The sequence below is a fragment of the Klenkia sp. PcliD-1-E genome, from assembly GCF_024124375.1.
GTDB lineage: Bacteria > Actinomycetota > Actinomycetes > Mycobacteriales > Geodermatophilaceae > Klenkia.
In genome coordinates this window covers 14,581-31,435 of the sequence record NZ_JAMXRZ010000006.1, presented here as the reverse complement: position 1 = coordinate 31,435, position 16,855 = coordinate 14,581, and the positions used below count along the sequence as shown (strand labels likewise).

General features: G+C 73.2%; 16 protein-coding genes and 4 tRNA genes. 8 read left to right on the top strand and 12 right to left on the bottom strand.

The annotated features are described in order from the left end of the window. Nucleotides 1-22: 22 nt before the first annotated feature. The 5 genes from NH342_RS02705 to NH342_RS02685 all read right to left on the bottom strand — a co-directional run bounded on the left by NH342_RS02705 (nt 23) and on the right by NH342_RS02685 (nt 4,850). Nucleotides 23-859, bottom strand: a complete 837-nt coding sequence (locus tag NH342_RS02705; protein WP_253010998.1) for an ABC transporter ATP-binding protein — start codon at nt 857-859, stop codon at nt 23-25. Further along, complete coding sequence (locus NH342_RS02700) at nt 856-1,872, bottom strand: ABC transporter ATP-binding protein (protein WP_253010997.1); 1,017 nt, start codon at nt 1,870-1,872, stop codon at nt 856-858. The genes NH342_RS02705 and NH342_RS02700 overlap by 4 nt, the downstream gene beginning before the upstream one ends. After that, a complete protein-coding gene (locus NH342_RS02695) occupies nt 1,862-2,860 on the bottom strand; it encodes a branched-chain amino acid ABC transporter permease (protein WP_253010996.1) in 999 nt (332 codons plus the stop codon). Before NH342_RS02695 ends, NH342_RS02700 begins: the two co-directional genes overlap by 11 nt. 4 nt (nt 2,861-2,864) lie before the next feature. Beyond that, a complete protein-coding gene (locus NH342_RS02690) occupies nt 2,865-4,154 on the bottom strand; it encodes a branched-chain amino acid ABC transporter permease (protein ID WP_253010995.1) in 1,290 nt (429 codons plus the stop codon). Between the two features lie 294 nt (nt 4,155-4,448). Continuing rightward, the gene (locus NH342_RS02685; RefSeq protein WP_253010994.1) at nt 4,449-4,850 is read right to left on the bottom strand and encodes a PaaI family thioesterase; all 402 of its coding nucleotides are present in this window, start codon (nt 4,848-4,850) and stop codon (nt 4,449-4,451) included. A gap of 59 nt (nt 4,851-4,909) precedes the next feature. On the opposite strand from NH342_RS02685, the gene polA reads away from it, so the two are divergent. Beyond that, entirely contained in the window at nt 4,910-7,651 is a 2,742-nt protein-coding gene (gene polA, locus NH342_RS02680; protein WP_253010993.1) for a DNA polymerase I, read from the top strand. Between the two features lie 127 nt (nt 7,652-7,778). After that, nucleotides 7,779-9,449 (top strand): CocE/NonD family hydrolase, encoded by a 1,671-nt coding sequence (locus NH342_RS02675; protein WP_253010991.1) that lies wholly within the window; start codon nt 7,779-7,781, stop codon nt 9,447-9,449. Here NH342_RS02675 and NH342_RS02670 read toward each other — a convergent pair. Further along, nucleotides 9,406-10,245: a class I SAM-dependent methyltransferase gene (locus NH342_RS02670; protein WP_253010989.1), complete on the bottom strand. Its 840-nt coding sequence runs from the start codon at nt 10,243-10,245 to the stop codon at nt 9,406-9,408. The two genes, NH342_RS02675 and NH342_RS02670, sit on opposite strands and share 44 nt — an antisense overlap. Before the next feature lie 207 nt (nt 10,246-10,452). On the opposite strand from NH342_RS02670, the gene rpsA reads away from it, so the two are divergent. Next, on the top strand, nt 10,453-11,934 hold the full coding sequence (gene rpsA / locus NH342_RS02665) for a 30S ribosomal protein S1 (RefSeq protein WP_253010987.1): 1,482 nt from the start codon (nt 10,453-10,455) through the stop codon (nt 11,932-11,934). A gap of 168 nt (nt 11,935-12,102) precedes the next feature. On the opposite strand, the gene NH342_RS02660 is transcribed toward rpsA, so the two are convergent. Beyond that, on the bottom strand, nt 12,103-12,372 hold the full coding sequence (locus tag NH342_RS02660; protein ID WP_253010985.1) for a hypothetical protein: 270 nt from the start codon (nt 12,370-12,372) through the stop codon (nt 12,103-12,105). Nucleotides 12,373-12,546: 174 nt separating this feature from the next. Here NH342_RS02660 and coaE point away from each other — a divergent pair, with 174 nt between their 5' ends. Next, nucleotides 12,547-13,143 (top strand): dephospho-CoA kinase, encoded by a 597-nt coding sequence (coaE, locus tag NH342_RS02655; RefSeq protein ID WP_253010983.1) that lies wholly within the window; start codon nt 12,547-12,549, stop codon nt 13,141-13,143. A 41-nt stretch (nt 13,144-13,184) separates the two neighbouring features. Here coaE and NH342_RS02650 read toward each other — a convergent pair. From NH342_RS02650 to NH342_RS02635, 4 genes are all read right to left on the bottom strand, one after another. Beyond that, nucleotides 13,185-13,259: transfer RNA gene (locus NH342_RS02650), tRNA-Val, on the bottom strand. A 40-nt stretch (nt 13,260-13,299) separates the two neighbouring features. Then, nucleotides 13,300-13,370 (bottom strand) — tRNA-Cys (locus NH342_RS02645). Nucleotides 13,371-13,409: 39 nt separating this feature from the next. Then, nucleotides 13,410-13,481, bottom strand: a tRNA-Gly gene (locus NH342_RS02640). Nucleotides 13,482-13,573: 92 nt separating this feature from the next. After that, complete coding sequence (locus NH342_RS02635) at nt 13,574-14,080, bottom strand: SsgA family sporulation/cell division regulator (RefSeq protein WP_253010981.1); 507 nt, start codon at nt 14,078-14,080, stop codon at nt 13,574-13,576. A gap of 87 nt (nt 14,081-14,167) precedes the next feature. On the opposite strand from NH342_RS02635, the gene NH342_RS02630 reads away from it, so the two are divergent. The 4 genes from NH342_RS02630 (at nt 14,168) to NH342_RS02615 (ending at nt 16,213) form a co-directional block, all read left to right on the top strand. Next, nucleotides 14,168-14,791, top strand: coding sequence for a sigma-70 family RNA polymerase sigma factor (locus NH342_RS02630; RefSeq protein WP_253010979.1), 624 nt, complete (start codon nt 14,168-14,170; stop codon nt 14,789-14,791). After that, nucleotides 14,788-15,615, top strand: a complete 828-nt coding sequence (locus NH342_RS02625; RefSeq protein WP_253010977.1) for an anti-sigma factor domain-containing protein — start codon at nt 14,788-14,790, stop codon at nt 15,613-15,615. The genes NH342_RS02630 and NH342_RS02625 overlap by 4 nt, the downstream gene beginning before the upstream one ends. A 104-nt stretch (nt 15,616-15,719) precedes the next feature. Further along, nucleotides 15,720-16,109, top strand: a complete 390-nt coding sequence (locus NH342_RS02620) for a TIGR02611 family protein (protein ID WP_256479239.1) — start codon at nt 15,720-15,722, stop codon at nt 16,107-16,109. Between the two features lie 32 nt (nt 16,110-16,141). Continuing rightward, nucleotides 16,142-16,213 (top strand) — tRNA-Val (locus NH342_RS02615). A gap of 46 nt (nt 16,214-16,259) precedes the next feature. Here the strand turns inward: NH342_RS02615 and NH342_RS02610 are convergent. Further along, nucleotides 16,260-16,829: a dihydrofolate reductase family protein gene (locus NH342_RS02610; protein ID WP_253010973.1), complete on the bottom strand. Its 570-nt coding sequence runs from the start codon at nt 16,827-16,829 to the stop codon at nt 16,260-16,262. Between the last annotated feature and the right edge of the window lie 26 nt (nt 16,830-16,855).

Below are 16,855 nucleotides of genomic sequence, written 5' to 3'. Positions count from 1 at the left end.
CCGGTCGGGCTGGGTGCGGGTGCTACTGGGCCTTGGCCAGGGTGCCCAGGTAGAGCTCGACGACCTTGGGGTCGTTCATCAGCGCCTTGCCCTTGTCGGTGTAGGCGTTGCGGCCCTGGTCGAGGACGTAGCCGCGGTCGCAGATCTGCAGGCACCGGCGGGCGTTCTGCTCGACCATGATGATCGAGACGCCCGTGGCGTTGATCCGCCGGCAGCGGATGAACACCTCGTCCTGGTAGGCCGGCGACAGCCCGGCCGACGGCTCGTCGAGCAGCAGCACCGACGGGTCCATCATCAGCGCCCGGCCCATGGCCACCATCTGCCGCTCGCCGCCGGACAGCGCCCCGGCCTTGCCGTTGCGACGCTCCCCCAGCAGCGGGAACAGGTCGATGACGTAGTCGAACCGCTCCTTGAACGTCTTGGGCCGCAGGTAGACGCCCATCTGCATGTTCTCGGCGATGGTGAGGGAGGGGAACACGTTGTTGTTCTGCGGCACGTACCCCACGCCCAGCTGCACCAGCTTGTGCGCCGGGGCCGAGGTGATGTTCTCCCCGCGCAGCGTCACCGCGCCCGACCGGACGGGGATCAGCCCGAACAGCGTCTTGAGCAGGGTGGACTTGCCGGCGCCGTTGGGGCCGATGATGCCGACCAGCTCGCCGTCCTGCAGGTAGAAGTCGCAGCCCCGCAGGATGTTGACCCCGGGGACGTACCCGGCGACGAGGTCGTCGGCCCGCACCAGGGCGCCCTCGGCGAGCTTGAGGTGCTCCTCCCGGGTGGCTGCCTTCTCCGCGGGCGAGAGCTCCTCGGTCGCGGCGGTGGGGGTGGACTCGGCGTCGGGGTCGAGCACGGGGTCGCTCATCGGTCCTGGCCCTTCTCGCTGGAGATGGTCCCGCGGGACGAGGGGTCGGTGGTCCCGCCGGGGGCGACGCCCTCCTCGCGGGCGATGGCGGCCTCGGCCTCGGCCAGGACGCGATCCTCCTCCTCGTTGGTCAGCGGGGCGTCGTGGTGGGCGCCCAGGTAGGCGTCGACGACGGCCTTGTTCTGGGAGATGGACTCCGGCGGGCCCTCGGCGATGACCTTGCCGGCGGCCATCACGACCACCCAGTCGCTGATGTCGCGGACGACGTCCATGTCGTGCTCCACGAACACGACCGTCATGCCCTCCTCGCGGAGGTCCTTGACGTGGCCGAGCAGGGACTGCGTCAGCGCCGGGTTCACCCCGGCCATCGGCTCGTCGAGCATGACGACCTTGGGGTCGCTCATCAGCGCGCGGGCCATCTCCAGCAGCTTGCGCTGTCCGCCGGAGAGGATGCCGGCGAAGTCGTCCTTCTTGGCGTCGAGCTTGAACCGCCGCAGCAGCTCCATCGCCTTCTCGGTGTTGGCCTTCTCCTGGCCCTTCCAGGTGCCGGGCACCAGGGCCTTGAGGAAGGACTCCCCGGACTGGCCCTGGGCGCCGAGCAGCATGTTCTGCAGCACGGTGAGCCGGGACAGCGCCTTGGTCAGCTGGAAGGTGCGCACCACGCCGAGCCGGGCGACCTGGTGCGGGGACATCCGGCCCAGCGACCTGCCGTCGAAGGTCCAGGTGCCGGTGTTGGGCTGGTCGAACCCGGTGAGCAGGTTGAACAGCGTGGTCTTGCCGGCCCCGTTGGGACCGATCAGCCCGGTGATGCCGCCGCGCTGGATCTCCAGGTGGTCCACCGACACCGCGGTGAGGCCGCCGAAGGTGCGGGTGACCTTGTCCACGACCAGCGTGGCGTCGGGCTTGGCGACGCCGACCTCCCAGGGCAGGTCGGCCAGCGCCTTCTGCGCCAGCCGGGCCGGGGGCGCGGCGTGCGACGCGGCGGTCGAGCCGGTGTTCGGGTCAGCGGGCATCGAGCATCACCTCTCGTCGGTCTCCGAAGATGCCCTGCGGCCGGAAGACCAGCAGCAGCATCAACCCGACCCCGACCAGCACGAACCGGATCTGGGCGACGTCGGTGGAGGACAGCAGGGCGTCGGGGATGACGCCGTTGCTGATCAGTGCCCGCAGGAAGGTGTCGGCGAACTGCAGGATGAACAGCAGGATGATCGACCCGACGACCGGGCCGAGCACCCGCGCGGCGCCACCCAGGATGAGGGCGGCGTAGGCGAGGAACGTGTTGGCGTTCTGGTACTGGTCGGGGATGGCCGACCCGGTGCCGACGGCGTAGACCATGCCGCCGAGCGCACCGAAGACCGCGCCCAGCACCAGGGCCTGCATCTTGTAGCTGTAGACGTTCTTGCCCAGGGCGCGGACGGCGTCCTCGTCCTCGCGGATGGCCTTGAGCACGCGGCCCCACGGGCTGCGCACCAGCGCCCACACCAGCAGGCAGGCCAGCGCCACCATGATCCAGCCGACGAGGGCCACCCACAGCTCACCGCCGCTCCAGGACGTGCCCAGGATGCGGTAGCGGCGCTGGGTGTCCCACGGGGCCAGCGCGATGAAGCTCTGGTTGAACGCCGACAGGCCGCGGGTGCCGTTGGTGACCGGCGTGGCCGAGACCGACCGGAACAGCAGCCGCAACCCCTCGGCCGTGGCGATGGTGACGATGGCCAGGTAGTCCGCGCGCAGCCGCAGCGTGGGCAGGCCGAGCAGCAGGGCCAGCACCACCGCGGCCGCGATGCCCACCAGCACGCCGACCCAGAAGGGCAGGCCCCACTGGCTGACGGAGATGGCGATGCCGAAGCCGCCGAGCATGGCGAAGGCGATCTGGCCGAAGTTGAGCAGGCCGGTGTAGCCGAAGTGGACGTTGATCCCGATGGCCAGCAGCGCGAAGAAGATGGCCTGGAACCCCAGGCCGGCCTTCACGCCGATGAGCAGGGCGTCGATCAGGTCGCTCATCGGCTCAACCGATCCGGGCCCGGCTGCCCAGGATGCCCTGGGGCCGGATGACGAGGATGACGATCAAGAGGAGCAGACCTCCGACGTACTTGGTGTCGTCCGGGATGACCAGGGTGGACATCTGGACGAACACACCGATGATGACGCTGCCGACCAGGGCGCCGTAGGCGGTGCCCAGGCCACCGAGGGTGACGCCGGCGAACATGAGCAGCAGCAGGCGGAAGCCCATGTCCCACTGCACCTGGTCGGACAGGCCGAGCAGGACGCCGCCCAGCGCCGCCAGCGCGCCGCCCATCATCCAGACGACCAGGATCACCCGGTTGACGTCGATGCCGGAGGAGGCGGCCAGGTCCCGGTTGTCCGACACCGCACGCATCGCCTTGCCGATCTTGGTGCGCTGCAGCATGAGGGCGACCAGCACCAGGACGACGACCGCGATGACGATGGTGGCCAGCGCCCGGTTGGTCAGGGTGAAGACCCCGTAGTCGACGGCCCGCTGCGACTGGTACTCGGCGTAGGGGTTGCTGAACCCGCCGTAGACGATCTGGATGGCGTAGCGCAGCAGCAGCGACAGCCCGATCGAGACCACCAGCGCGGCCACCAGGCCGGTGCCCCGCCGGCGCAGCGGCCGCCAGAGCGCGAGCTCGTTGAGCGCCCCGACCCCGGCGCCGGCCACCATCGCGATGAGCGTGGCCGCGATCAGCGGCACCCCGCCCTGCACGTTGATGTACCAGGCCACGACGGCGCCGATGGTGACCAGCTCGCCGTGCGCGAAGTTGGTCAGCCCGGTGGTGCCGAAGATGAGCGACAGGCCGACGGCGCAGACGGCGATGATCAACCCGAACCGCAGGCCGTCGACGAACAGCTGGACGGCTCGGACGTTGCCGCCCCCGGAGTTGCGTGAGCCGTCGTTGAGCCCGATGTTCACCGGCTGGTTGCGGCCGGTGTCGACGGTGACCGTGCGGCTGGCCTCGCCGTTGAGCTCGACGCCGTCGGGCAGGGCGTCGCCGTCGATGGAGACCACGTACTGGCCCGGCCCCGGCAGCTCCACCTCCCAGCGGCCGTTCTCGTCGGTCTCGGCGGTGCCGACCTCGTCGCCGCCGGGGGTCGTGACGGTGACCTCGACGCCCTCGATCGGGCCCGACCGGCTGGTCTGCAGGGTGCCGCGCACCGATTCGCCCTCGGCGGCGGCGACGCCCGCGGGCAGCAGCACCGCGAAGACCGCGGCCAGCGCGGCGAGCAGGAGCGTGAGGGCGAGCGGTCGCCGGGCCCGGTCGGCCGTGCGGGTGATCACCCGCCGGCCCCGTGCTCGGGGGCCCGGGGGGCCCGTCCGGGCACCGTGCGCCTGGGCACGGTGGGGTGCGTGGGTCACTCGACCTCCTGGGCCGTCGGTGGGGGGGTGCGGACGCCGGTGCCCGGCCGGGGGTGGCCCGGTGGACGGCCGGTGACCGCAGGACGATCGGGTGCGGACCCTAGCCCACCTGTGTGACGGTCCTGGGTCCCCGGACGTGTCCCGTGACACAACTGCGACCTACCGGACCGGGCTCAGCCGGTGCGACCCGGGCGCGCTCGGGCCCTCGGGGATGGATCAGCGGCTGCGCACCATCGTGGTCAGCCGCGCGCTGGCCGTGGGCCGGCCCGCGTCGTCGGTGACCTGGATGAGGAAGGTGGCCAGCGTCCGGCCCCGCCGCACCGGGGTGCAGACCGCGGTGACCGTCCCCCCGGTGGCCCCCCGCAGGTAGCTCACGTTCAGCTCGACGCCGACCACCTGGCCGCCCGGCCCCGCGTGCAGCGCGCCCGCCCAGGAGCCGACGGTCTCGGCGAGCGCGCAGGTGGCTCCGCCGTGCAGCAGGCCGAAGGGCTGCTCGTTGCCCGCCACCGGCATCGTGGCCACCAGCCGGTCGGGGTCGAAGTCCACGATCTCGATGCCCAGCTTGGCGTCCAGGGGGCTGAGGTCGGCGGGCGCCCAGTCGGGGCGGGGAGTGCTCACGTCGGGCACGCTAACCAGCGGCCCGGGCCTTGTCGTACCCCAGCCATACGATGGCCGCGATGAGCGCACCGGTGTCCGAGACGGCCTCCCCATCCACCGCGGCCCCCGAGGGCCGGCGTCCGCGGCTGCTGCTGCTCGACGGCCACTCCCTGGCCTACCGGGCCTTCTTCGCGCTGCCGGTGGAGAACTTCTCCACCACCACCGGGCAGCCCACCAACGCCGTCTACGGCTTCACCTCGATGCTGATCAACGTGCTGCGCGACGAGTCGCCGACGCACCTGGCCGTGGCCTTCGACGTCGGCCGCAAGACCTTCCGCAGCGAGATCTACGCCGAGTACAAGGCCAACCGCTCCGAGAGCCCCACCGACTTCCGCGGTCAGGTCTCCTTGATCCAGGAGGTGCTGGCCGCCCTGCACGTCCCGGTGCTCACCGCCGAGGGGTACGAGGCCGACGACGTCATCGCCACCCTGACCGTGCAGGCCGTCGAGTCCGGCATGGACGTGCTCATCTGCACAGGTGACCGCGACGCGCTGCAGCTGGTGGGCGAGCACGTCACGGTGCTCTACCCCCGCAAGGGGGTCTCCGACCTGACCCGGTTCACCCCGGAGGCGGTCGAGGAGAAGTACGGCCTGAGCCCGGTGCAGTACCCCGACTTCGCGGCCCTGCGCGGCGACCCCTCCGACAACCTGCCCGGCATCCCGAGCGTGGGGGAGAAGACCGCCGCCAAGTGGGTCCGCGAGTACGGCTCCCTCGACGCGCTGGTCGACCAGGTCGACACCGTCAAGGGCAAGGTGGGGGAGAAGCTGCGCGAGCACCTGTCCTCGGTGCTGCAGAACCGGCGGCTCACCGAGCTCGACCGCACGGTCGCCCTCGAGCTGCACCCCACCGACCTCGCCGTCCGGCCGTGGGACCGCAACGAGGTGCACACCCTCTTCGACAACCTGCAGTTCCGGGTGCTGCGCGACCGGCTCTTCGCCACGCTGTCCAGCGCCGAGCCCGAGGTCGACGGCGGGTTCGAGGTCACCGTCGACGAGGTGGCCGCCGGGGAGCTGGCCGGCTGGCTGGACTCGCACGGGCGGGCCGGGCACACCGGCGTCGTCTTCCGCGGGCGCTGGGGCCGGGGCACCGGGGAGCTGACCGGCATCGCGCTGGCCGCCGCCGACGACCACACCGTCTTCGTCGACCTCGGCCCCGACCTCGACACCGCCGACGAGCAGGCCCTGGCCGCCTGGCTGGCCGACCCCGCCGTGCCCAAGGTCGTGCACGAGGAGAAGGGCCCGCTGCTGGCCGTGTGGGCCCGGGGGTGGGAGCTCGAGGGCGAGGTCAGCGACACCGCGCTCGCCGCCTACCTCGCCCTGCCCGGGCAGCGGTCCTTCGACCTCGCCGACCTGTCCGTCCGCTACCTGCGGCGCGAGCTCGCCGAGGCGGCCCCCGCCGACCAGCAGCTCACCCTCGACGGGATGGGCCCCACCGAGGCCGACCTGGCCCGCGAGGCCGCCGTGTCCGACGCCCGCAAGGCCGTCGCCGTCAACGACCTCTCCGACGCCCTCGAGCAGCTGCTGGGGCAGAAGGGCGGCGACCAGCTGCTCACCGGCCTGGAGCTGCCGCTGACCAAGGTGCTCGCGCGCATGGAGGCCCGCGGCATCGCCGCCGACCTGGAGCTGCTGCACGACCTGCAGTCGGAGTTCGCCGGCAAGGTCGCCGAGGCCGCGGCCGACGCCTACGAGGCCATCGGCACCGAGATCAACCTGGGTTCGCCCAAGCAGCTGCAGGCGGTGCTGTTCGACCAGCTCGGCCTGCCCAAGACCAAGAAGAACAAGACCGGCTACACCACCGACGCCGACGCGCTGGCCTGGCTGCAGGAGACCAGCCCGCACCCGTTCCTCGAGGCGCTGCTGCGGCACCGCGACGTCACCCGGCTGCGCACCGTCATCGACGGCCTCATCCCGATGGTCGACGACGCCGGACGCATCCACACCACGTTCCAGCAGACCATCGCCGCCACCGGCCGGCTGTCCTCCACCGACCCCAACCTGCAGAACATCCCGATCCGGTCGGCCGAGGGCCGCCGCATCCGGCAGGCGTTCGTGGTCGGCGCGGGCTACGAGTCGCTGATGACCGCCGACTACAGCCAGATCGAGATGCGGATCATGGCCCACCTGTCCGAGGACGCCGGGCTGATCGAGGCGTTCACGTCGGGGGAGGACCTGCACACCTTCGTCGCCGCCCGCGCCTTCGACATCCCCCTCGAGCAGGTCGACCCCGAGATGCGCCGCCGGATCAAGGCGATGAGCTACGGCCTGGCCTACGGGTTGAGCGCCTACGGCCTGTCCCAGCAGCTGAAGATCACCCCGGAGGAGGCCCGCGTGCAGATGCAGGCCTACTTCGAGCGCTTCGGCGGCATCCGCGACTACCTCGACACCGTCGTCGACGACGCCCGGCAGACCGGGTACACCCAGACGACCATGGGCCGCCGCCGGTACCTGCCCGACCTCACCAGCGACAACAAGCAGCGCCGCGACATGGCCGAGCGGATGGCGCTCAACGCCCCCATCCAGGGTTCGGCCGCCGACGTCATCAAGGTCGCGATGCTCGACGTCGAGCGTGCGATCGCCGAGCGCGGCCTGGCCAGCCGGATGCTGCTGCAGGTGCACGACGAGCTCGTGCTGGAGGTCGCCCCGGGGGAGCGCGAGGAGCTGGAGGAGCTGGTCCGCACCCAGATGGCCGGCGCAGCCGACCTGTCGGTGGCCCTGGACGTCTCGGTGGGTGTGGGCCAGAGCTGGGACGCCGCGGCGCACTGAGTCGGCGTCCACGGGGTGGGTCGACCCGTCCCGCGGACCCTTCCTCCCTGCCACGGCCCGGAGGAAGGGTCGCTGCAGTGGATGCACCTGCTCCGCAGCAGGTCCGGATGAGGGGGAGGATGCGGGCATGAGGCTTGTGGACCGGGTGGCGTCCCGGGTGCTGGGGTTGCCGCCGGCGACCTCCGCCTACACCGTCGAGCGCGGGTTGAGGGTGCCGATGCGGGACGGCGTGCAGCTGGTCGCCGACCGGTACTCACCCGACGGCCCGGTGCGGGGCACGCTGCTGGTGCGCGGACCCTACGGCCGGGGGTTCCCCTTCTCGCTGTTCTTCGCCACCGCCTTCGCCGCCCGCGGCTACCAGGTGGTGTTCCAGAGCGTGCGGGGCACCTACGGGTCCGGCGACGAGTTCCAGCCGATGTTCCGCGAGGTCGACGACGGCGCCGACACCGTCGCCTGGCTGCGCGCCCAACCCTGGTACACCGGCAGCTTCGGCACCGTCGGCCTGTCCTACCTCGGCTTCACGCAGTGGGCCCTGCTCGCCGACCCGCCCGAGGACCTCGCGGCCTCCGTCGTCCTCGTCGGGCCGCACGACTTCTCCCGCGCCACCTGGGGCACCGGTGCCTTCACCGTCAACGACTTCCTCGGCTGGAGCGACCTGGTCGCCCACCAGGAGGACCCCGGCCGGCTGCGTGGCCTCCTCCGCCAGGTCACCGGGCCCCGCCGGCTCGGGCCCGCGCTGGACGCCCTCCCGCTCGGGGACGCCGGGGAGCGGCTGCTCGCCGGCCGCGGGCGCTGGTACCGCGACTGGGTGGCCCACCCCGACCGCAGCGACCCGTGGTGGACCCCCGTCCAGCTCGACCGGGCCCTGGACCGGTCCGGTGTCCCGGTCCTGCTGATCGGCGGCTGGCAGGACCTGTTCCTGGAGCAGACCCTCGACCAGTACCTGAGGTTGAGGGACGCCGGCGCGGACGTCGCGCTCACGGTGGGTCCCTGGACCCACACCGAGACCCTCTCCCGCGGCGGCGGGCTCATCACCCGTGAGTCGCTGGACTGGCTCGGCGAGCACCTGGCCGGGACGGGTCCGCGGTCCCGCCCGGCGCGCGTGCACGTCCACGTCACCGGGGCAGGGGAGTGGCGGTGGATGCCGGACTGGCCGCCGGCCACCGAGCAGCGGACGGTCTTCCTCGCCGGCGGCGGGCGCCTGTCCGACACGGCCCCCGGGGAGGACGCACCCCCCGCCACCTTCGTCGCCGACCCCGCCGAGCCCACCCCGAGCGTCGGCGGCCGGCTGCTGGACAACCGCAGCGGCGGCTACGCCGACGACACCGCGCTGGCCGGCCGCGACGACGTCGCCGCCTGGTTCTCCGAGCCGCTCCCGGCCGACCTCGAGGTCCTGGGCCGGCCCGTCCTGGAGCTGCACCACGGCAGCGACGTCGGCCACGTCGACGTCGCCGTCCGGCTGTCCCGGGTCGACCGCCGTGGCCGGTCCCGCAACGTCAGCGACGGCTACCTGCGGCTGGTCCCCGGCGACCCGGGCACGGACCCGGCCGGCGGCACGCTGCGCCTGGAGCTGGACGCCGTCGCCCACCGGTTCCCCGCGGGGTCCCGGCTCCGGCTGGTCGTGGCCGGCTCCTCCCACCCGCACTGGGCGCGCAACACCGGTACCGGGGAGCCACCGGAGACAGCGGTGCGCACCGTGCGGTCCACCCGCACGGTCTCCGTCGCGGGCGGGGCGTCGCGGCTGCTGCTGCCGGTCAGCCCGGCAGGTCGCACACCAGGACCAGCGTCCCGGGGATGAGCGCCCCCCGCGCCGGTGACCACTGCCCCCACGTCTGCGTACGGCCCGGCGTCCACTCCGGCTCGAGCAGGTCGGTGAGCACGAACCCGGCGGCCACCACGTCGCGCACCCAGTCGCCCACGGTGCGGTGGTGCTCGACGTAGGTCACCGTGCCCGCGCCGTCGGTCTCCACGTACGGCGTCCGGTCGAAGTAGGAGCCCACCACGGACAGGTCGGCCGGGTCGGGGGAGTCGGGGAACGGCCAGCGCAGCGGGTGGTTCACCGAGGCCACGAAGCGGCCACCGGGCCGCAGCACCCGGGCCACCTCGCGCAGCGCCCCCCGGACGTCGGCGACGAACGGCAGCCCGCCGAACGCCGAGCAGGCCAGGTCCACGGCGTCCTCGGCCAGGGGCAGCGCACCCACGTCGGCCTGCAGCAGGGCGGGCGACAGGCCGGTGGTCGCGTTCAGCTCCCGCGCCCGGGCCAGCATCCCCGCCGACAGGTCCAGCGCCACCACCTGCGCTCCTGCCGCGGTGAGCCAGCGGGCGCAGGGGGCGGAGCCGCAACCCACCTCCAGCACCCGCCGCCCGGCGACGTCCCCCAGCAGGTGCGCGTCGTGCTCCCGCAGCCCCTCGGGCCCCCAGAGGAAGTCGGCGTCGCCGAGGTCGGCGCCGTGCTCGGCCAGGTAGGCCGGTGCTGCTGCGTCCCACCAGCCGCGGTTGGCCCGCACCGACTCCGCGTCGGACACCGCGCGCCGCTCCACCCCGCCGGCCCGGGGGTAGCCGTCATCGGCCAGGGGGAGCGGGACGGCGGCCATCCGGGCATCCTGGCACGGCGCCGGCGCAGGGCCGGAGGGCGGTGGACCCTGCCCCGGCCGGGTGCGTACGATGGCGGGGCGCCAGAGGTCTGTGCGCTGAGCCCCCTCCCGTGCGGGTTCTCTCCCGAGCCTCTCCCGTGGTCCACGGCCGGTCGGTCGTGGGTCGTCCCTGTCCCTCCACACCCCCCGTCCGGAGCACTCGACCACATGACCTCCACCCAGGTCCGTCCCGACAGCACCACCCCGCAGGTCGCCGTGAACGACATCGGCACCGAAGAGGACTTCCTCGCGGCCATCGACCAGACGATCAAGTACTTCAACGACGGCGACATCGTCGAGGGCGTCATCGTCAAGGTCGACCGCGACGAGGTGCTGCTGGACATCGGCTACAAGACCGAGGGCGTCATCCCCTCGCGCGAGCTGTCCATCAAGCACGACGTCGACCCCAACGAGGTCGTCACCGTCGGCGACGAGGTGGAAGCCCTCGTCCTCCAGAAGGAGGACAAGGAAGGCCGGCTGATCCTGTCCAAGAAGCGCGCGCAGTACGAGCGCGCCTGGGGCACGATCGAGGCGAAGAAGGAAGCCGACGAGGTCGTCACCGGCACCGTCATCGAGGTCGTCAAGGGCGGCCTGATCCTCGACATCGGCCTGCGCGGGTTCCTCCCCGCCTCGCTGGTCGAGATGCGTCGCGTCCGCGACCTGCAGCCCTACGTGGGCCGCGAGCTCGAGGCGAAGATCATCGAGCTGGACAAGAACCGCAACAACGTGGTGCTGTCCCGCCGCCAGTGGCTGGAGCAGACCCAGTCCGAGGTGCGCAGCGAGTTCCTCAACAAGCTCGCCAAGGGCCAGGTCCGCAGCGGCCAGGTCTCCTCGATCGTCAACTTCGGTGCGTTCGTGGACCTGGGTGGCGTCGACGGCCTGGTGCACGTCTCCGAGCTGTCCTGGAAGCACATCGACCACCCCTCCGAGGTCGTCGAGGTCGGTCAGGAGGTCACCGTCGAGGTCCTCGACGTCGACCTGGACCGCGAGCGGGTCTCCCTGTCGCTGAAGGCGACGCAGGAGGACCCGTGGCGCCAGTTCGCCCGTACGCACCAGATCGGGCAGGTCGTGCCCGGCAAGGTCACCAAGCTGGTGCCCTTCGGTGCGTTCGTGCGCGTCGACGAGGGCATCGAGGGTCTGGTGCACATCTCGGAGCTGGCCGAGCGCCACGTCGAGATCCCCGAGCAGGTCGCCCAGGTCGGCGACGAGATCCTGGTCAAGGTCATCGACATCGACCTGGACCGCCGCCGCATCTCGCTGTCGCTGAAGCAGGCCAACGAGGGCGTCATCGCCGAGGACGACCAGTTCGACCCGGCCGCCTACGGCATGGCCGCGTCCTACGACGAGCAGGGCAACTACGTCTACCCCGAGGGCTTCGACGCCGAGACCGGCGAGTGGCTCGAGGGCTACGACGAGGCCCGCGAGACGTGGGAGCGGCAGTACGCCGAGGCCCAGGCCCGCTTCGAGGCGCACCAGAAGCAGATCGTCGCGGCCCGCGAGGCCGACGCCGAGGCTGCGGCCGGTGGCAGCTACTCCAGCGACGCCCCGGTCGAGGCCGGCTCGTCCACCACCTCGTCCTCCGGCGGCGGCACGCTGGCCTCCGACGAGGCGCTGGCGGCCCTGCGGGCCAAGCTCGCCGGCGGCGAGTGACCGCACCGCGCTGACCGCGCGGGACCGCACGACCGACGGAGCGCCGTCCACCCTCCGGGGTGGGCGGCGCTCCGCCGTTCGGCGTGCCCGGTCGGCCCAGGGCACGCCGACGTCCCCGTCCGGTGCGGACCGGACGGGGACGGCGGACCGGCAGCGCCGGCCCGGGGTTCAGAGGCTGAGGATGATCGCGAACGCCGACCGGGGACGGCCACCGGCGTTGTTCAGGAAGTCCCAGGTGTGCCGGCCGGCGGGCACCGAGGGCAGCAGCGCACGCAGCAGCGTGAGCAGGCCGGTGCGGGGCGCGGACGACCGCTGCAGACGCGCGGCGACGGCGGGGAGGTCGGCGCAGCGCACGCCGCCCGGGACGTCGAAGCGGTGCCGGCCCGGGGCGGGGCGGCCCGCCGTGGCCGCGGGCTCCGGCGTCGTGGAACGGGACATCGTGGTGCCTGCCTCTCTGCGTGGCGCCCCGATCCGTGGGGCGTCGGAGCAGAACCTAGGTCGTGGGGCGCGTGTGACTGGTGCGACGCGCCGGACTGCTGGGGCACACGAGCCGGTCGTGACCGGATCGTGACCGCAGGTGGTCGAGCGGCCTCGTGTGCGAGGGTTCGGCCCATGCTGAGGATCGGGTTGACCGGGGGCATCGGGTCGGGCAAGAGCACCGTGGCCACCCTGCTCGTCGAGCACGGCGCGGTGCTGGTGGACGCCGACGTCCTCGCCCGGGAGGTGGTGGCCCCCGGGACACCGGGCCTGGCTGCGGTCGTGGAGGCGTTCGGGGACGGCGTGCTCGGCCTTGACGGGGCGCTGGACCGCCCGGCGCTGGCCGCGGTGGTATTCGCCGACCCGCAGCAACGCGCCCGGCTCGACTCACTGGTGCACCCCCTGGTGCGCGCACGGGCCGCTGAGCTGGTCGCCGCGGCCCCGCCGGACGCCGTGGTGGTCCAGGACGTGCCGCTGCTCGTGGAGACCGGGCAGGCCGGCTCCTACGACCTGGTGGTGGTGGTGCAGGCCTCGCTGCCGGTGCGGCTGTCCCGGCTGGAGCAGCGGGGGATGACGGAGGCCGACGCGCGGGCGCGGATCGCCGGGCAGGCCACCGACGAGGAGCGGGCCGCCGTCGCCGACGTCCTGCTGCACAACGACGGCACCCGGGAGGAGCTGGCCGCGCAGGTCGAGGCGTTCTGGCGCACGCGGGTCGCCCCCGCCGACCGGTGAACGACGACGGCCCCGGAGCAGCTGCTCCGGGGCCGTCGTGCTGGTGGGCGATACTGGGATCGAACCAGTGACCTCTTCCGTGTCAGGGAAGCGCGCTACCGCTGCGCCAATCGCCCGTGCTGCCCGACCCCCCTCGATCGAACCCGGGGGCCGTCGAGGTGGAGACGGGATTTGAACCCGTGTAGACGGCTTTGCAGGCCGTTGCCTCGCCTCTCGGCCACTCCACCGCACATGAGCGCCGGTCGTGAGACCAGCGCCCGGTTCCGAGCGGATGACGGGATTCGAACCCGCGACCCTCACCTTGGCAAGGTGATGCTCTACCACTGAGCCACATCCGCAGTGCGTGGACAACTCTAACCGACCGTCCGCGGGGGTTCGCACGGGGGGGTCCCCACGAGGTGGGTCCCCGGTGTCCCCGCAGGTCAGACGGTCAGCGGCCGCCGGTCTCGGGCCCCTCCCCCTGCAGCAGCGCCAGCAGTCCGTCGTCCACGTCGAGCACCTCGGTCTCCCGGCCGGTGGGCACCAGCCGCTCGGTGTCGGCGACGAAGCCGGCCAGCACCGCCCGGGACAGCTCGAACAGCGCGTGCCCGGACGGGGCCCGCAGCTCCAGGAACAGCACGTCGGCAGCCGTGCGGGCCGGCCACAGCCGCACGTCGCCCTCCCCGGCCGGGTGGGAGAGCCCGGCGCGCAGCAGGTCGCGGGCGACCATCCACTCGACACCCCCGTCCTCGCCGGCGCGGCGCCCGGTCGCGGCGGGGTGCCGCGCCCGCCGCTCGTCGACGGCCGGCCGGGACGGGCGGGCGCCGAAGCGGATCCGCACGGCGAAGGGGTCGCCCGGGTCGTACTCCAGCACCGCCGGGACCTCGGTCCAGGACGTCGGCCCCACCAGCTGCAGCACGGCCCGGGCCGAGCACCCGGGCACCGCAGGTCTCCCCATGCCGATCCAACGAGCACCCCCCGGAGAGGTGACGCGCGGGCACGACCGAACCGCGGAGCGCCCCGGCTGCGAACCCGACGTGTGACCATGGGACTCGTGACCAGGCCTGCCCGGCGAGCGGACGACGCCGCCGCCGACGCCGAGCTGGTCCGCCGGCTGCAGGCGGGCGACCGGGGCGCCGTCGACGACTTCTACGAGCGCTTCCGGCGTCCGGCCTTCGCCCTGGCCCGCCGGGTGCTGGCCGACGACGTGCTGGCCGAGGACGTCCTGCAGGACGTCTTCCTCGCCGTCTGGAAGGACCCCGGCGCCTTCGACACCGCGCGGGGGAGCGTCGCCTCCTGGCTGCTGGCCATGGTGCACCACAAGGCCGTCGACGCCGTCCGGCGCGAGGAGTCCCACCGCCGCCGGCAGACCCGGGCCGAGGACGACCTGCGGATGTCCGAGCCCGTCGCCCGGCGCGACGTCGAGGACGAGGCCGCCGAGCGGGTGGTCTCCGAGCGGGTGCGCAGCGCCCTGCAGTCGCTGCCCGCCCCCCAGCGCGAGGCGTTGACGCTGGCCTACTACGGCGGCTACACCCAGCGCGAGGTGGCCGCCCTCACCGGTACCCCGCTGGGCACGGTGAAGACCCGGATGCTGGCCGGGATGCGCCGGCTCAAGGAGACCCTGGGCGGCGCCGTGGGCTCCCTCGCGGTCGAGGGGGGTGCCCGGTGAGCGGGGCCGAGCGGCGCGACGCCCGACGCCGCGACGAGCACCAGGAGTGGGACGAGCTGGCCGTGGGGTGGGCGATGCACGCCCTCGAGCCCGAGGACGAGACGGCGTTCACGGCGCACCTGGCCGGCTGCGCGCGCTGCCGAGGCACCGTCTCCGACACCACCGAGGTGATGGCCGCCCTGGCGTCCGACCTGCCGCCGGCCGAGCCCTCCGACGAGCTCCGCGAGCGGTTGCGTGCTGCGGTGGCCGCCACCGAGCAGGTGCACCGGCCGGAGCCGGCGAGCACCGGTGTGCCCGCGGTCATCGCGCTGCCCGCGCCGGTGGACCTGCGGGTGCGGCGCACCGGCTGGCGCCGCGCGCCGCAGCTGCTCGTCGCGGCCGGGGTGGCCGCCGTCCTGGGCCTGGGTGCCTGGACGGTGGCGCTGACCCAGGACCGGGACGCAGCCCGGGCCACGGCGGCCAGCCAGGCGTCGATGATCTCCGCGCTGCTCGCGCCGGGCCAGATGTCGGTGGCCCGGATGGAGAGCGACGGCACCACCGTCGCCACCGTCGTCGCGCACGACGGCCAGGCGCAGGTGGTCACCGAGGGCATGACCACCAACGACACGGCGGACAGCACCTACGTGCTGTGGGGGCTCACCGACGACGGCCCGGTGGCGATCGGGACGTTCGACGTGGTGACCGACGCGACGGACCTGCGGACCGTAGGCTCCGACGCGACCGGGCTGGACGACTACTCGGCGTACGCCATCAGCCTCGAGCCCGGCCGGCAGGCTCCCAGCGAGCCGACCGACGTCGTGGCCCGAGGACAGGTGACCAGCTGAGCGAGACCGAGAACCGGACGAGGGACGCCGCGCCCGCGGCCCGCCGGCCCCGGGAGACCGAGGAGCAGCGGCGCACCCGCTACGACGGCGACGACGTCGTCAGCCTGCGCGAGCGCATCGGGCGGCGTCGGTGGCGCAGGCGGCTGGCCGCCAACAAGACGACCGACACCGCCTACCGGGTCGGCGTGGGCGTGGTCGGCGCGCTGCTGCTGGTCTTCGGCCTCGTCACCATCCCGCTGCCCGGGCCCGGGTGGCTGACCGTCATCGCGGCGCTGTTCGTGCTCGCCACGGAGTACACCTGGGCCGAGCGGCTGCTGGAGTTCACCAAGCGCAACGTCAAGCGCTGGACCGACTGGCTGGGCCGCCAGCCGGTGTGGGTGCGGGTGCTGGTGGCCCTGGCCACCGCGGCGTTCGTCTACGTGGTGGTCGTGGTCGTGCTGCACGTCCTCGGCGTCCCCTCGTGGGTGCCGGGGTGGGTGCCGGTGTGGCGCTGAGCGTCTGGCACACTGGTCGCCGCACCGCAGCCGGGCGATTGGCTCAGCGGTAGAGCGCTTCGTTCACACCGAAGAGGTCACTGGTTCGATCCCAGTATCGCCCACCCCGAACGGCCCCCGTCCTCCCCGAGGACGGGGGCCGTCGGCGTCTCAGGCCGGGCCGTAGACCAGGTGCGCCACGCCGTTGCTCAACCTGGTCGCCTCCAGCAGGGCCAGCCGGGCGGCGTCCCCGCCCTCGGGGAACAACCGGATCCCGGTGCGCACCGCGACCGGGTAGACGAACAGGTGCAGCTCGTCGACCAGGCCGTCGGCCAGCAGCGCCCGCACCAGCGTCGCGCTGCCGCTGACGTACAGGTCGTGCTCGGCCTGCAGCGCCCGCAGCCGGTCGACGTCGTAGGGGAGCACCTCCGCCGGGCCCCATCCGGGGTCGGTCAGCGACCCGGAGACGACGTACTTGGTCGTGTCGTTGAAGAACGGCGCTCCCGGGTCGTCGGCGACCGTGCGGGTGGACCACGCCGGGCCGAACATCTCGTAGGTCGCGCGGCCCAGCAGGATGCCGTCCGCGCCGGCGGTGAGCGCGCCGATCGCGGCGGCCAGGTCGTCGGGGAAGCCGAAGTCCATCGTCCACATCGGGGCGTCCACGACGCCGTCGACGGTGGTGAACTCGTGCACCTTGATGCTGCCCATGGTCATCCGCTCCTCGGTCCGGGGGGCTGTCACGGGGGAGGACGCCCGCGCTCGGGGAG

What these genes read in the sequence shown, in the direction of transcription:
- polA (WP_253010993.1), top strand. Translation starts at nt 4,910, where the DNA reads ATGAGCGCACCGGTGTCCGAGACGGCCTCCCCATCCACCGCGGCCCCC.
- coaE (WP_253010983.1), top strand. Translation starts at nt 12,547, where the DNA reads ATGCTGAGGATCGGGTTGACCGGGGGCATCGGGTCGGGCAAGAGCACC.
- NH342_RS02700 (WP_253010997.1), bottom strand. Translation starts at nt 1,872, where the DNA reads ATGCCCGCTGACCCGAACACCGGCTCGACCGCCGCGTCGCACGCCGCG.
- NH342_RS02705 (WP_253010998.1), bottom strand. Translation starts at nt 859, where the DNA reads ATGAGCGACCCCGTGCTCGACCCCGACGCCGAGTCCACCCCCACCGCC.
- NH342_RS02630 (WP_253010979.1), top strand. Translation starts at nt 14,168, where the DNA reads ATGGGACTCGTGACCAGGCCTGCCCGGCGAGCGGACGACGCCGCCGCC.
- NH342_RS02675 (WP_253010991.1), top strand. Translation starts at nt 7,779, where the DNA reads ATGAGGCTTGTGGACCGGGTGGCGTCCCGGGTGCTGGGGTTGCCGCCG.
- rpsA (WP_253010987.1), top strand. Translation starts at nt 10,453, where the DNA reads ATGACCTCCACCCAGGTCCGTCCCGACAGCACCACCCCGCAGGTCGCC.
- NH342_RS02660 (WP_253010985.1), bottom strand. Translation starts at nt 12,372, where the DNA reads ATGTCCCGTTCCACGACGCCGGAGCCCGCGGCCACGGCGGGCCGCCCC.
- NH342_RS02635 (WP_253010981.1), bottom strand. Translation starts at nt 14,080, where the DNA reads ATGGGGAGACCTGCGGTGCCCGGGTGCTCGGCCCGGGCCGTGCTGCAG.
- NH342_RS02695 (WP_253010996.1), bottom strand. Translation starts at nt 2,860, where the DNA reads ATGAGCGACCTGATCGACGCCCTGCTCATCGGCGTGAAGGCCGGCCTG.
- NH342_RS02670 (WP_253010989.1), bottom strand. Translation starts at nt 10,245, where the DNA reads ATGGCCGCCGTCCCGCTCCCCCTGGCCGATGACGGCTACCCCCGGGCC.